The sequence below is a fragment of the Limosilactobacillus ingluviei DSM 15946 genome (assembly GCF_001435775.1).
In the GTDB taxonomy this organism is placed as follows: domain Bacteria; phylum Bacillota; class Bacilli; order Lactobacillales; family Lactobacillaceae; genus Limosilactobacillus; species Limosilactobacillus ingluviei.
On the sequence record NZ_AZFK01000008.1, the window covers coordinates 1 to 14,417 of the forward strand.

The 14,417-nt window shown below is 41.4% G+C and carries 15 protein-coding genes; 12 read left to right on the top strand and 3 right to left on the bottom strand.

The genetic code is table 11. The features are described 5' to 3' along the window. Window positions 1–213: 213 nt before the first annotated feature. From FC43_RS01720 to FC43_RS01730, 3 genes are all read right to left on the bottom strand, one after another. Entirely contained in the window at window positions 214–813 is a 600-nt protein-coding gene (locus tag FC43_RS01720) for a hypothetical protein (RefSeq protein WP_056953604.1), read from the bottom strand. Window positions 814–1,000: 187 nt separating this feature from the next. Next, window positions 1,001–1,189, bottom strand: coding sequence for a hypothetical protein (locus FC43_RS01725; RefSeq protein WP_056953606.1), 189 nt, complete (start codon window positions 1,187–1,189; stop codon window positions 1,001–1,003). Between the two features lie 156 nt (window positions 1,190–1,345). Beyond that, the gene (locus tag FC43_RS01730; protein WP_056953608.1) at window positions 1,346–2,212 is read right to left on the bottom strand and encodes an Rpn family recombination-promoting nuclease/putative transposase; all 867 of its coding nucleotides are present in this window, start codon (window positions 2,210–2,212) and stop codon (window positions 1,346–1,348) included. Between the two features lie 710 nt (window positions 2,213–2,922). On the opposite strand from FC43_RS01730, the gene FC43_RS01735 reads away from it, so the two are divergent. From FC43_RS01735 to FC43_RS01790, 12 genes are all read left to right on the top strand, one after another. Continuing rightward, entirely contained in the window at window positions 2,923–3,927 is a 1,005-nt protein-coding gene (locus FC43_RS01735; RefSeq protein WP_056953610.1) for an LCP family protein, read from the top strand. Between the two features lie 2 nt (window positions 3,928–3,929). Beyond that, entirely contained in the window at window positions 3,930–4,775 is an 846-nt protein-coding gene (locus FC43_RS01740; RefSeq protein ID WP_056953612.1) for a YveK family protein, read from the top strand. A gap of 15 nt (window positions 4,776–4,790) precedes the next feature. Further along, window positions 4,791–5,534: a CpsD/CapB family tyrosine-protein kinase gene (locus FC43_RS01745; RefSeq protein WP_056953614.1), complete on the top strand. Its 744-nt coding sequence runs from the start codon at window positions 4,791–4,793 to the stop codon at window positions 5,532–5,534. Between the two features lie 44 nt (window positions 5,535–5,578). Then, entirely contained in the window at window positions 5,579–6,352 is a 774-nt protein-coding gene (locus FC43_RS01750; RefSeq protein WP_056953616.1) for a tyrosine-protein phosphatase, read from the top strand. 85 nt (window positions 6,353–6,437) lie between these two features. Next, window positions 6,438–7,067, top strand: coding sequence for a sugar transferase (locus FC43_RS01755; RefSeq protein WP_056953617.1), 630 nt, complete (start codon window positions 6,438–6,440; stop codon window positions 7,065–7,067). A 34-nt stretch (window positions 7,068–7,101) separates the two neighbouring features. Then, a complete protein-coding gene (locus FC43_RS01760; protein WP_056953619.1) occupies window positions 7,102–8,268 on the top strand; it encodes a glycosyltransferase in 1,167 nt (388 codons plus the stop codon). Between the two features lie 11 nt (window positions 8,269–8,279). After that, a complete protein-coding gene (locus FC43_RS01765) occupies window positions 8,280–9,305 on the top strand; it encodes a glycosyltransferase family 2 protein (RefSeq protein WP_156648223.1) in 1,026 nt (341 codons plus the stop codon). 14 nt (window positions 9,306–9,319) lie between these two features. Further along, window positions 9,320–10,279, top strand: coding sequence for a DUF6625 family protein (locus FC43_RS01770; protein WP_056953623.1), 960 nt, complete (start codon window positions 9,320–9,322; stop codon window positions 10,277–10,279). Continuing rightward, window positions 10,276–11,379, top strand: coding sequence for an EpsG family protein (locus FC43_RS01775; protein ID WP_056953625.1), 1,104 nt, complete (start codon window positions 10,276–10,278; stop codon window positions 11,377–11,379). The genes FC43_RS01770 and FC43_RS01775 overlap by 4 nt, the downstream gene beginning before the upstream one ends. 2 nt (window positions 11,380–11,381) lie before the next feature. Next, entirely contained in the window at window positions 11,382–12,332 is a 951-nt protein-coding gene (locus tag FC43_RS01780; RefSeq protein WP_056953627.1) for a glycosyltransferase family 2 protein, read from the top strand. A 22-nt stretch (window positions 12,333–12,354) separates the two neighbouring features. Beyond that, window positions 12,355–13,758, top strand: a complete 1,404-nt coding sequence (locus FC43_RS01785) for a lipopolysaccharide biosynthesis protein (RefSeq protein WP_056953629.1) — start codon at window positions 12,355–12,357, stop codon at window positions 13,756–13,758. 42 nt (window positions 13,759–13,800) lie between these two features. After that, the gene (locus FC43_RS01790) at window positions 13,801–14,157 is read left to right on the top strand and encodes a hypothetical protein (RefSeq protein ID WP_056953630.1); all 357 of its coding nucleotides are present in this window, start codon (window positions 13,801–13,803) and stop codon (window positions 14,155–14,157) included. The last annotated feature ends 260 nt before the right edge of the window (window positions 14,158–14,417 follow it).

Consider the following 14,417-nt stretch of genomic DNA (forward strand, 5'->3'; position numbering starts at 1 on the left):
TGGGGGTAGACCAATTATTCTTCTAAAAGTTCATCAGTACCAGTTGACGAAGAACCTTAGTAAGTCTAGTTTTACTAAATCGTATTATACTAAAACTAGTTATACTGAAAATAAGTAAGTAAAAATGGCGGTCAATCTGTCTGCAATCGTAGCTAAAAAATACGCCCCAAGCGAGGATTTAAACCGATTCTCGCTTGGGGCGTTTAACTTAACTTAACTGGCAACAACTAGCTGATCATAATATTTTTGCGCTTCAGCTTGGGAAATGGATTGCGTATCGGCAATCATGGCAACGATCTCTGGTGCAGTCATCCCACGTTTCTCTAACGCTTTAATCAGCCCTAGCGTGTTTTTATTCCGTTCTTGTATTTGCCCTGCTTCCCGACTCTTGCGCAACTCGCGGCGCCGTTCAATTTGTTCCTTCATAAACCTCGCCTCCCGTTGTTTATCGGCGCGGATATCTTGGACCTCCGCGTCTACCGCGGCAATAAACTTATCTTTAGTATCAACGGTCCCGCAGATCATGTCAAGAAAAGGGCGGATCTCAGTGGCATGTTCGTAATCTTGCGCTTTGGTATTAAAGACGACCATCGTCCTTAAATCTCCGGCGGTAATTTCGGGGTGCCACTTTTCGCGGAATTCAAATTGATAGCGGGCCAAGCCCCGTTGGTAGTAGTCAAAGTTGCAGAAAAAGATTACGTAAGTCGGGTAGTCGGCCAACTTGTCGTAATCATCGCCGATGTTCAAGATTTCCTGGTCCATCAGCTCTTGGTACTCGCGCATCCGGAAGGGCAGGTTATGCTCGTTGACCATCTGCGGCGGTAGCTGACTGGAACCTGCCGTGCCGGCAGAACCCTAGTCAGCCTCGCGAGGGCAAGACGACGAAATCGATTGCTGTGCAATCACGATTTCTGTCTTGCTCCTTTTTCACGGTATAAGTCCGGTTCTGATCATCCCGCGCATACACGTCGATCCGAATCCCCTTGGCCGTTGGGGTCGCTTAGATCGTGTGCTGGGGATCGGCGTCCTTGACCCACTGGATCGTCAATTCCGGTAGTGCCTGCCGGAGCAGTTCGGCGCACAAAGTCGGATTGGTCATCACCGTCCCAAAGATCGGGTCGTCTTTGATCGTTTTGCGTTGCCACTCGGCGCGCAGGGCCGCGCGTTCCTGGGCTAAGTTCTCTGGCATTATGTTCGCCACCTGTCGATTTTTCGAGGAGTGTTACCCCTCTACTTTATATATACGTCAAAAGGGCGAATTTTTAACTTTTTAATTTGGCGGCGGGTTCAAAAAATAAGCCCCCGCCGTGAGGAAAACCCGGGGCGGGGGCGACATATTAAAGGTCTACTTGGACAGCATCAATTGATTATAGTACTGCCGGGCTGCTAACAGGGACAGCTTCCGGGCTTTTGCAATGGTGGTGATGATTTGCTCTTTCGGCATGCCTTGTTCGGCCAAAGTTTCGATCATTGCCAACATGGCTTGGTCCATCCCTTGTTCTTTCGCCTGTAATTCCGCCCACTTGGCGTCTTGCGCAGCTAAATTGTAACGCATAGCCTCACGCCTCCATTTCTTATTCTGTTTCGCTTTTCGTTGTACCTGCTCTAATTTTAAAATAAGCGGGTCGCTGGGATCAACTGTGCCGTCCCGAATAAAGGCGCATAAGCGGCGGAGGGCCGGGGCGGTTGTCTCCTCATCGCTGGCGGCATTGATAAAGAGGTAGTTGACCAGGGACGGCAGGCGCTGCTGGTCGGCGTGCTCGGAGTACAGCCGGTGGTGATCGACCTGGTGGTGGCCGCCGAAGGGGTCAAACATGGTAATAAAGATCACGTAGACCGGGCGCAGCCGCTGGTAAAAATCACCTTCCTCGAGCTGTTCGTCAATCATCATCGCCTGGTAGCAGGACGCCCGCTTCAGCAGGTCGTGGTGGTTGATGACCTGCATTTCCAAATCAAGCCGGCGGCCATTTTGGTCTTCGGCAAAGATGTCCAAGCGAAAGCCCCGGCTGTCGTAGGTGGCCTTAAAGCTGTGCTGGGTTGTGATGTGGACCAGCTTTTTGATTGCCAGCTCCGGGACTAACCGCTGCAGGGTCGGTAAGAGGGCGTGCTTTTGCTGCATCACCCGGTTAAATAAGTAGTCGTTGCTCAAGGTCGCTTCGTCCCACGCTCGGGCAGCCGCGGCGAGCTGAGCTTTGGTGTGTCGGCGTCGCATTAAATTCCTCCCAAATCAAATTCGGGGCCATTCCGGTCCCTACTTTATATATACGTCAAAAGGGGGCATTTTTAACTTTTTAATTTCGCCCGCCCGCCGATTTTTAACCAATTCACCGCCGGGAGACATACGACATATCTGCAGATTTACGCCACGCCATCGGCAAACCCGCGCCAGATCAGCCTTTTGCGCCAACTGGTCGTCTCGCGGACCTGGCGCAGATTTCTAAATATGTCGTATCCCCCGGGGTGCAGTTGCCAATTGCTAAAAATCATCATTCCTTCACAGTCTGCTCACCGCTCAGCAAAATATGAAGAGACCAGCGTCCGTCATTTTGGCCTGGTATACCAAAGGCGGAAGGGCTTTTTCGGGAACGCGGGGGATCAAAAACAAAAATAATCATACGATAAAATTTCGTAAACGGTTAGGCCCCTAATGACCGTCAAACCGGGCTTGGCGGCTAATTGGTTCCCCAAATGGGGCAGCTCCGGGCGGCGAAAAGGCCGGCAAAGTATTGACACAACAGTAAATCAAAGGTAAATTTTAAGATGTTCTTAAAAAGAGTTTTTGGGGGGAGAGTCGCGACGTTGAAGGTTACTTCAGCGGCCAAAGCTCTCTTTTTAAATGGTAAAAACTACCGTTTAAGTTTTGTCGCAAGCCGCTCCGAACCCGGAACGGCTGAATTTATGCGGAGATCCGGGAGGATTAAAATGGATCCAGAACAACAATATCAACAACCTGAGCATCACCATCACCACCATCATCACCACCGCCACCACCGGCGCAAGGTGATGATGCGGGTGATCTGGTCTTTAATCGGGATTTTGGCCCTCGTGGCCCTCTTCTTTGTCGGAATGGCTTGGCGCAACGTCCGCGTCGCCACCAACACGATGTACTCGCCGTCGGGGATTAAGACCGACCTGCCCAAGAAATTGAAGGCCAAGCAGCCAATCAACGTCCTGCTGCTCGGGACCGATACTGGGGCCCTGGGACGGTCCTACAAGGGACGGACCGATACGATCATGATGATGACCGTCAATCCTAAGCAAGGCAAGACGACGATCGTCAGCTTGCCGCGGGATATGAAGGTTAACTTGCCGGACTATGCCGACGAATCGCCGGCCAAGATCAACGCCGCGTACACGTACGGCGGGGTCAAGGAAACGATCAAGACGATTCAAAAGTACTACCAAGTGCCGATTGATGGTTACCTGCTGGTGAACATGGGCGGCCTGGAAAAAGCGATCAACCAGGTTGGTGGGGTCGAAGTGACGTCACCGCTGACCTTTGATTACGAAGGCTACCACTTCACCAAGGGGACGACCTACCACATGGACGGCGATAAGGCCCTCGCCTTCTCGCGGATGCGCTACGACGACCCAGATGGCGATTACGGCCGGCAAAAGCGGCAACGGATCATCATCATGGCCCTCTTAAAGAAGACGGCCTCCTACAAGGCGATTTTGAACCAAAAGTTCTTGAATTCGATCGCCAGTGAATCGCAGACCGACTTCTCCTTGAGCGACATGACCAAGGTGGCGCTGGACTACCGCAACGCTACCAAGACCGTCAAGTCCGATCACGCCCAAGGGCAGAGCCAAAATATTAATGGTGAATCCTTTGAAGTCGTCCCATCGAACGAAATGCAACGGATCTCAAACGAAATTCGCACGGCCCTGGGGCTGAATACGGTAAATTTAACGGAGAATGATTAAGCATGGAACAAGAAAACACGATTGATCTGCGCCGCTTGCTGGCGCTTTGTAAGAAGCACTTCCGCCTCTTTATCGTCTGGACGATTGGCCTCGGGGCAATTGCCTGGGGCTTGGCGGCCTTTGTAATTCCGGCCCAATACACGGCCACGACCCAAATTCTGGTTAACCAAAAAAACAATGACAACAACGGCCAGGCCTACGCCAACCAACAGGCCGACGTTAACATGATCAACACCTACAAGGACATCATCACCAACCAGGTGATCCTCGGCGCGGCCAGCAAGGAACTGTCCAATCCGGTCAAGGTGGTCAAGGAAGCCCAACCGGCCAAGTACGAAACCTTAGCCGACGGGACCAAGCAACTGGTCCGGCCCGCTAAGCCGGCGGTGCGCAGCCACGGCAAGGCCTACGACTTGTCAGCCGGCGACTTAAAGAGCATGGTCTCCATCAAGACCCAATCCAACTCGCAAGTCTTTGCCTTGAGTGCCAAGGCTAATGACCCGGCCGAAGCCAAGGCGGTCGCTAACACGATTGCTTCGACCTTTAAGAAGAAGATCAAGTCGGTGATGTCAGTCAACAACGTGACGATCGTCTCCAAGGCGACGACGCCAACTAAGCCATCCTTCCCGCGGCCGAAGCTCTTTGCCCTGGCCGGGGCGGTGCTCGGGCTCTTGCTGTCCTTTGCCTGGATCGTGCTGCGCGATCTGATGGACACGACCGTCCGCGATGACGACTTTATGACCGACGAACTGGGCTTAACCAACCTTGGCCAGGTCGGTAAGATCCGGCTGGACAAGAACTTCCAGCTGCACCAAGCTAACGGCAACGCCGGAACGCGCCGGGTCTAAGGAGGAGAAGAAAGCATGGGTTTATTTAAACGAAAGAATAAGAAATACTCCACCGATACGATGGACAACGGGGCAATGCTGATCACGGTTGCCGATCCGAAGAATCCGGTGGCTGAACAATTCCGGACGATCCGGACCAATATCCACTTCATGAGTGTCGACAAGCCGCTGCGCCGGGTCGCCTTCACTTCCTCGAACGTCAGTGAAGGGAAGTCGACGGTGACGGCCAACGTCGCCATCACTTGGGCCCAAGAAGGCAAGCGGGTCCTCTTGATCGACGCTGACCTGCGCCGCTCGACTCTGCACACCACCTTTGGCGTGCCAAACCACCACGGGCTGACGACCGTCCTGACCAGTGCGGTCAGTGAAATTGACCTGAGCCAGGTGATTATGGACTCGGGCGTGGAAAACCTCGACGTCTTGCCCGCCGGGCCGGTGCCGCCGAACCCGAGTGAACTGTTGAACTCACAGCGGATGACTGCCTTCTTGGACGCGGTCGAACCAATTTATGACATTATCGTCCTCGACGTGCCACCGCTGCTGGAAGTAACCGATACCCAGGCCTTGTCCGGCAAGCTCGATGGTGTGATCTTAGTTGTCCGCGCCGGGGTGACCCAAAAGGCGGCCATTTCCCGGGCGGTGGAAATGCTGAAGATTTCCAAGGCCCACTTGCTCGGTTACGTGATGAATGACGTCGACGGCGAAGACGCCGCTTACGGCTATGGTTATGGCTATGGCTATGGCGAAGAAGAAAAGTAATTAAAAATTGATACCCTGCTTTCGCAGGGGAAAGGGGAGGTCTCATGGGCTTAATCGATCTGCACTGTCACTTACTGCCGGGCTTAGATGATGGATCACCGGATTTGGAAACGTCATTAAAATTAGCACAAGACGCCGTGAATGACGGTGTCAGCCACGCCGTGGTGACGCCGCACCATTTGAACGGGCGCTACGTCAACCATAAGGCAGAGGTGCTAAAGGCGACCAAATCGTTCCAACAAGCGCTGAAGTATTATAAAATTCCGCTAACTGTCTTTGCCGGGCAAGAAGTGCGGCTGAGCGATCGAATTATCCCTGCCTTAGAAGATGATGATATCCTCTTTACCGACGCCGACGGCAAGTATATGTTGCTAGAATTTCCGAGCAGCGAAGTGCCAAACTACGCTAAATCGGTGATTTTCCAGCTTCAGCAGCGCGGGATCACTCCGATGATCGTGCACCCGGAGCGCAATAAGCAAATCCTTAACAAGCCGGAACTTTTAGCCGACTTCTTGCAAAATGGCTGCCTGACCCAATTAACTGCCAGTTCCTACCTAGGAACCTTTGGCAAAGAAATTGAAAAGGTCACGACCCAGTTCATTCAAGCCGGTCAAGGAACGATTTTGGCCTCGGACGCCCATGCGCTCTCCCACCGGGAATACGAACTGGGCGAAGGTCTCGCCAAGCTGGCTAAACAATTCGGCCAGGACGTCGCTGATCAGTACCAAGCCAATGCGAAAGCTTTAATCAATGGCGATTTAGTCACGATGCATTGGCGACCATTAAAGAAGAAAAAGAAGTTTTTGGGCTTATTTTAAATTTTATAGGGGGGGGGGACACAGAGCCGCTTATTACAGTAACGGTTAAGTACCTGCTCCCCTTATTTTGAAGGGAGGAAATGCAATGGGAATTCTATCGAGTGATCAAAGCAATCGATCAAAGAGATTGTATGGGTCAGTATTTAAACGTTTTTTTGATTTCGTATTTGCTACTTTACTTGCCATCTTGCTATTTCCTTTGATGGGAATTTTGGCGGTATGGATTAAGCTAGATTCCAAGGGGCCGATTCTTTTCAAGCAACAAAGAGTAGGAAAAGATGGGAATCTTTTTACGATCTACAAGTTTCGCTCAATGAGTGATGATGCCCCCCACCAAATGGCGACTTCAGAATTTAGTAGTGCGCAAAGTTATATTACGAGAAGTGGTAGGATCATGAGAAAAGCGAGTTTGGATGAGCTACCACAATTATTTAATGTTATTAAAGGTGAAATGTCGTTCATTGGCCCTCGTCCTCTAATTCCTAAAGAAAAAGAAGTTCTGGAGTTACGTCATGCTAACGGAGCAGAACAGGTTTTACCAGGAATAACAGGACTAGCACAGGTGCGTGGACGCGATGAAGTTACAGATATTGAAAAAGCTGGTTATGATGGTGAGTATGCCCAAAATATAAGTTTTTTACATGATATTAAAATCATATTTAAAACTTTTTGCGATGTTATCCAAAGTCGAGGAATACATGACGGTAACCAGTAAATCTCTTTGCAATAGTATTTGGTAGGGTTGAAAGATGAATAAAGATCAGCGTAGTGTTTTGATGGTGTCAACTACGGCATCTATGATTGAACAATTTAACTTAAATAATTTAAAAATATTATTACAATTGGGGGCAGTTGTTCATGTAGCGACTAATTTTGAAGCTCCTGGAACTATTACTAAGGAATCAAGTCTTAGATTAAAGAGTAGATTAGAAAAAATAGGAGTTACGTGTCATCAAGTAAACTTTAAACGGGGCTTTGGAAATCCTGTAGCTAACCGAAAGGCTTATCGACAACTTTGCTCCGTAGTTGAACAATATAAAATATCATATATTCATACTCACTCGCCTTTGGGAAGTATTATAGCTCGTCGCGTTGCTAGACATTTTGGCATTAAGATTTTGTATACAGCCCATGGTTTCCAATTTTTTGCTGGTGGTCCGTTAATAAATTGGCTCGTTTTTTGGCCAATTGAATGGTACTATGCTCACTGGACAGATGCGATAGTTACTATAAATACTGATGACTATCGTCAAGCTAAGTTTCTTCCGGTGAAACGCCGATACTATCTCCCTGGTGTTGGAACAGATATTAGAAACGCCATGGAATTTAGTACTCAAACTCGTAATAAATTACGTCAAGAATTTCGTAATAAAAATCGAATTGAAAATGATGATTTTCTTATCGTTTCTGTAGGTGAATTGAGTAAACGAAAAAATCATGACACTGTAATACGTGCAATAAAAAAATTAAACGATCCTACTATTAAATATTTAATTGCTGGAATAGGGCCTGAAAAAGAGAATTTAAAAGAATTAATAAATTCTCTAGGTTTAGGGAACCAAGTAAAATTTATGGGATACATTGAAAATTTGAATGAGCTATATTTTGCGGCAGATTTAAATGTATTCGTTTCTAGAAGAGAGGGACTCGGTTTAGGTGGTTTAGATGGAGTTGCCCATGGTTTATATATCATTGGAAATGGAAGAACAGGGATGAAAGATTATATATATAATGAAAGAGTAGGATTATTGCTTAACAATCCTAATGATGCAGACGACTTAGCTCATAAGATTAAGGTTGTTCAAAATGAACGAAGAAAGATTTCAACTTCAGCAATTGAGCCGCTGCTTAAATTTGATGTTGTGTCGGTTAATGAAAAAATGAAAGCTATCTACTATAAGGAATTTTTTAGCTAGTAGTGATTAATATGAAAATTAGTATTATTGTTCCAGTTTATAATGCTGAAACCTATCTTTCTCGTTGTGTTGACTCATTAGTCAAACAATCCTATTCGGATCTTGAAATTTTGTTGATAGATGATGGCTCAACAGATCAAAGCTCTCGACAGTGCGATTGTTTTGCGAAAAAATTCGAAAATATAACGGCAGTCCATAAAGCTAACGAAGGTTTATCTAGTGCTCGAAATATGGGGTTGGAGTATGTTACCGGAGAATATATTTACTTTATGGATAGTGATGATTGGGTTGAACCAAATTATTTTGAAAAATGTGCTGAAGAGATAGCAAGGACGCAAGTAGATATTTTAGTTACTCCTTATATACGAGAATATAGTAACAAATCTATTCGAACTGAGTTTTACTTAAAGCCTAATGACGTAATAAAAGGTGATGAAAAAAACAGGAAATATTTGAGACGACTAATTGGATTATCTGGAAGTGAATTGCGTTACCCGGCACGAGTTGAAAATTTGAATACTGCATGGGGCAAATTTTACAAAGCAAAAGTGGTTGATGGTTTACTTTTTGTAGATACACAGAAAATAGGATCTGAAGATCTATGGTTTAACATTAATGCTTTTTATCAAGCAAATTCATGTGAGTATTTCAACTTTGTTTATTATCATTACTATAAAGAGAATGTTAATTCTCTAACAAAAATATCACAGAGTAATTTGCTTAATAGATATAAAGTATTGTATGAACTAATTAAGCAATTTATCAATGACAAAGAATTGAGTTTAGAATATAGCGTTGCATTGAATAACCGAATTATTTTGAATTTAATTAGTGTGGTGCAAAGTCAATCAAATAATTATCATATGCTCCGCTCATCTTTGAATGATGAAATATATCGGGAGGCTTTTAAAAAATTTAACTTTGATCAGCTCCCATTTCCATATAAAGTATTTTTCTTTATGTGTAAAGAAAAATGGTGTGTCGCATTAATGATTGGCGTAAGGTTAATCAAAAAAATTAGATATGTAAAAGAATAGCAAGGGGAAATATTGTGAAGAAAGCAGTCTTTATTATTCCTTATTTTGGACAATTCCCAGAATGGTTCCAATTATTTTTAAATTCATGTGGTCAGAATCCTAATTATGATTGGTTAATTTTTACCGACAATCAAACTAAATATGATTATCCGAAGAATGTAAAGGTTGCGGTTACAACGTTCTCTGAGTTATCGTGTAAAATTCAGCAAAAATTTGAATTTAATATTAGATTAGAAAAGCCTTATAAGCTATGTGACCTAAAACCTATGTATGGGTATCTTTTTCAGGATCAAATAAAAGAGTACCCGTTTTGGGGACATTGTGATATTGATACAATCTTAGGAAAGTTAGATCATTTTGTGTCCACCAATTACTATGAAAAATATGATAAAATAGGCGTTTTGGGGCATTTAACTCTATATCGCAATTCTTACGATGTCAACACTTTATTTATGAAGCCGTTGCACGGGAAATTAAGATATAAAGAAGTATTACAAACTTTAGAAAACTGTTCTTTTGATGAAGAGTACAATGACAGTATCAATACAATTTTCGAAGCGTATGGTCGGCCAATTAAATACGATTTGAAAATTGCTAATACGTATACAAAAACATCAAATTTCCGTTTAACCAACTTAGATAAGAATTGGAATTATAGTATTGAGCCTATAACACAGAATATTTTCGTGTGGGATTCTGGAATTTTGAATCGTTATACTAAAAACAAAATAAAAAAACAAGTTACGTTAGATGAGTATATGTACATTCATTTTCAATCAAGGAAGATGAAGGTTAAAACTCACAACTATAAAAAATATAAGATAATCCCTAACGTATTCGAAGATTTAGAAACACAAACTGTATCGTACAGCAATTTTCCAAAAAGCAAGCATTTTAATCTGCATTATTTTAGGCTGCGATCATATAATCTATATGATAAAACAAAAAAGAAGATAATGAGGAAATTTAAATGACAGGTGTAACAGCATTAGCCTTTGGATTGACAGTTACAATACTTTGCTTTGTAATTGGATTGATTTTTCCTAAAAATAGAATGGTTTTCTTTATTCAAACTATTTGGCTAGTAATAGTAAGCAGTTTTAACACTATGAGTGGTGATTGGGTAGGTAATCAAGGCCTGTTTGATATTACTAATTGGACGGGACAAGAGACAATCATTAATTTTTTATACGATGGAATAGTTGGGATTTCAAAACATTTTGGATTCAGCTTTGTACAATTCAATGGTATTTTTGCTTTTATCACTACTCTTGTAATTGTTATTACTATTCTTAGGTTTTCAACCAAACCTGGTTTAGTGCTCTCCTTCTGGTACCTTTTTCCGTTTATTGATAACATTATTCAAAAAAGGGCCTATTATGCAATAGGAATAATTGTTCTAGCTATCCCGGTTTTGCTTGTAGAAAAGATTAAGTTTCGTCAATTCTTGATTTTTGAAGTTGCAATATTATTAGCGTTTCAAATTCATTCTTTTTCCATCTATTATTTGACACTACCTTTCTTCCTTCTTTTAAGTCAAAAGTGGCAAAAGAGAGTAGCAGTTGGAATTGTTATCCTAGGGATTCTGTTAAAGGGAAATTTGCAGTCGCTAACAAATTTAGTCCTGGGTGAGAACATGGTGGCTAAATCAAGTTTGTATTTTGATTCTCTGGCCCAAACGGCATCAATCAGTCACTCTATTTTTTGGGCTGTCTGGCAAGTGACGCAGCTCCTAATTGTTAGTCAAAGTGCCAATAAGGATAGTATTTTTGATCAACGTATTTTGGAGATGAATTGGTGGGGGTTAACCTTAATACCGTTATATACGTTTAATCCAGTGTTTACTCGGGTCTTTCGTGTTGTCATGCTGTTTAATTACATTAAAATAGCTGAAGCAATACAGGTCAAAAATTGGAAAATTTCGAACAAAACTTTTGTGATTATAGTAAGTCAAGTTATCTTCCTATTAATCTCTATGTATATGTTTGACATTAGGGGTGATTTAGGTGTAGAGACTATGATTTATCAAATTTTTGAAAACAATTGGATTTTGAATGGCTTTAGAGGAGTTTGACAGTGACGAAAATAAGTGTAATTATTCCAGTTTATAATAAGGAAAAGTATATAGAAGCGTGTTTAAAGAGTGTTGATAAACAGACCTTTAAAGACTTTGAAGTCTTAATTATCGATGATGGATCAACAGATCGATCTAAACAAATAATTGATTGTTTTATTACCAATCGCCCCAGATATACGTTATTAAATGGTAAACATAATGGGGTTGCTGAGGCTAGAAATATCGGCCTAAAAAATGCTACTGGTGAATGGGTGACTTTTATTGATGCTGATGATTGGATTGAAGATGATTATTTAGAAACACTTTATAGCGAGCAAAATGAAGCCGATTTAGTAGTTTCCGGATTGTTGGAATTTAACAATGGAAAATATACTACATCTGTTGAAATAGATGATTCGAGGCTAAGATTCCCTACTCAAGAATCAATTTCACAAATTTTTAGCTATAAATGGTATCCTATCTTCTCAATTGCAGTTACAAAATTGTATTTACGGAAAATTATTGAAGATCATCAAATTTATTTTGAAAAACAACAATATGGTGAAGATAGCCTATTCGTTATCGAATACTTGAAATTTACTAATAACATTAAAACATTGTCTTATTCAGGGTATGTAAATAGAATCATTAAAGGGACACTTTCACATCAGTTTAGAGATGATGTGTGGCAAGTTACGCTTGAACAAACGAAAAGGATTAATTTAAACTGGAATCTTGATTATAGCCAAGAATGGCAATATATGTATTGCAGATCAATTAAGCTAGCGTTACTCAATGCTAGGGGTGATTGGCATCAATTTAGAAATCAAATAAAAGAAATTGTCCACGATGATGACTTTAACAAGATTCAAAAGTCTTCTTTTGAGAGAAAAAGCGATGCCGTAATTCTTTTTTTATTAAGCCATAAATTTTGGCACTTATTATTTTTGGTGTATAGAATTAAATTTTAAATAGTAATAGGATAGACTAAATTTGGATAAATACAAAAAATTAATTGGCAATTCTTTTGTTTTTGCTATTGGGAACCTGGGGAGCAAATTAGTGCAATTCATTTTGGTTCCCCTTTACTCATATACCCTAACAACCAAGGAGTTTGGGCAAGCTGACTTATTGACGCAATTGGTTTTTTTGCTTACTCCTTTAGTAAGCTTAGAACTATTTGATGGTGTCTTTCGATTTGCGTTAGATGAATTGCCTGAAAATAAACCACAATTAATAAGCTCTGTGGTTGGTGTGTTATCAGTTTCTTCTATAGTATGTTTAATTATTGGTGGGGTCACAGATACAATATTTTCCAACTTTGAACCATTACTAACAAGTGGTTTTTTAGTGGCGAATATTTGGTTCGCTTTAATTTCAAATTATGCACGTGCCACTGGATATGTAAAAGTTTTTGCTATTGCAGGAATTCTTAATACATTGATAATGGGCTTGACGAGTTTTGTCTTATTATCGGTTTTTCGACAAGGAGTGCAAGGTTACTTAATTGCTTTTATTGTCGGCTTATGTGGTGCAGTTGTTTATATTTTAGCTGCCACAAGGATGTATAAACAAATCAGCTTTAAGTACTTTAATTCGGCAAAGTTGTTAGAATTAGTTAAATATAGTGCTCCACTAGTGCCGAATTATTTTGCTTGGTGGCTAAATTCTTCATCGGATCGTGTGTTTATTTTGACTATGATTGGGTCAGCTGCCAATGGTATTTATGCTATGGCCAATAAAATTCCTAATTTCATTAACCTGATTGCTCAAATTTTTTCCCAATCGTGGCAGATATCTGTTGTTGAAGAAATTAAAAATGATAAGAGTGATCAATTTATTACTACAGTGTTCGAAGTATTTTGTGGTGTGTTGTTTTTGGCTGGAATTTTAATTGTGACATGGATTAGGCCATTGTTCAAATTATTGATTAACCATAATTACTTTTTGGGCTGGAAACTAACTTTTATCATGGTATTAGCTGTTATTTATGGTAGTGTTTCAATAATTTTGGAAACGGTTTATACGGCTTCAAAAGAAACAATGATAGTGTTTAAAACAACGTTATATGGAGCGATATTGAATGTTCTTTTAACAGTTGCTTTGATCCCATTAGTTGGATATTACGGAGCAGCAATCGCTAATACTATTTCATTTGCAGTGGTTGTTTTATTAAGATTAAGGGGGATTATTAAACGCGGGTTACTAAAAGTAAATTATAGAAAGTTAGCGACCTACCATGTCGTTTATTTTTTGGCGGCTGCGTTACCATTTTTATTAAAAAATGATGTTGTTGTTATTGCTTTTGGCTTATGCATTTGCATAGTAATAATGATTACTGATAAAAATATGCTAAATATATCACGGAAACTTATTTTGCACAAAGAATTAAAGTGATTCATTTGATCGTTGATGAAATAATCTTGAGAGGGAAGAGATTTGGAACTTGAAAGTATTGTATCAATATTATCAGCAATCTCCATTTGGTTGGTTGTAGGTATCGCAATGTATGTTACTTTTCGAAAAGAGAAACCAAAGTTAGAATTTAAAATAGGTAAAAAAGATAATTTTTATTATGTTTCGATAAGGAATTACTCCTTTAGAAAGGTTGCAGTAGAAATTAGTTCTTCAGGTTTAGGATTGAAAAAATTATTGTTCCAAGATGAAATATCGGAAAACAATGGATTTTTCAATATTCCGTTAATTGAAGTTAAAGAAAACAAAAATGTAAAGGATTTCAAGGTGATTGAGCTAATTAGTGGTAAAAGATATAGAAGAATTAAATACGAATACTAATGTGGAAGGGGAAATGAGTTTGGGAACATGGAGTAACATTATTGAAATTTTTGGTAATGTTGTAACAGCAGTCTATTCATTCTGGAAAGCAAGTCATATTTCCCGTCCAAACTTATTTTTTTATGTAAAATGCATAAAGAGTGAAGAGAAAACAGAGTGGAGACTAAAGGTATACAATTCGGAGGCCAGAAAAGTCTTTCTGTATGACGAATTGTCAAACTAAGTGCAACGGTTCTTCAAAAAATACCTCAGATGGAGTT

Bases quoted from the DNA above. Each gene is read 5' to 3' on its own strand.
- FC43_RS01720 (WP_056953604.1), bottom strand. From the start codon at position 813: ATGGTCAACGAGCATAACCTGCCCTTCCGGATGCGCGAGTACCAAGAG.
- FC43_RS01725 (WP_056953606.1), bottom strand. From the start codon at position 1,189: ATGCCAGAGAACTTAGCCCAGGAACGCGCGGCCCTGCGCGCCGAGTGG.
- FC43_RS01730 (WP_056953608.1), bottom strand. From the start codon at position 2,212: ATGCGACGCCGACACACCAAAGCTCAGCTCGCCGCGGCTGCCCGAGCG.
- FC43_RS01735 (WP_056953610.1), top strand. From the start codon at position 2,923: ATGGATCCAGAACAACAATATCAACAACCTGAGCATCACCATCACCAC.
- FC43_RS01740 (WP_056953612.1), top strand. From the start codon at position 3,930: ATGGAACAAGAAAACACGATTGATCTGCGCCGCTTGCTGGCGCTTTGT.
- FC43_RS01745 (WP_056953614.1), top strand. From the start codon at position 4,791: ATGGGTTTATTTAAACGAAAGAATAAGAAATACTCCACCGATACGATG.
- FC43_RS01750 (WP_056953616.1), top strand. From the start codon at position 5,579: ATGGGCTTAATCGATCTGCACTGTCACTTACTGCCGGGCTTAGATGAT.
- FC43_RS01755 (WP_056953617.1), top strand. From the start codon at position 6,438: ATGGGAATTCTATCGAGTGATCAAAGCAATCGATCAAAGAGATTGTAT.
- FC43_RS01760 (WP_056953619.1), top strand. From the start codon at position 7,102: ATGAATAAAGATCAGCGTAGTGTTTTGATGGTGTCAACTACGGCATCT.
- FC43_RS01765 (WP_156648223.1), top strand. From the start codon at position 8,280: ATGAAAATTAGTATTATTGTTCCAGTTTATAATGCTGAAACCTATCTT.
- FC43_RS01775 (WP_056953625.1), top strand. From the start codon at position 10,276: ATGACAGGTGTAACAGCATTAGCCTTTGGATTGACAGTTACAATACTT.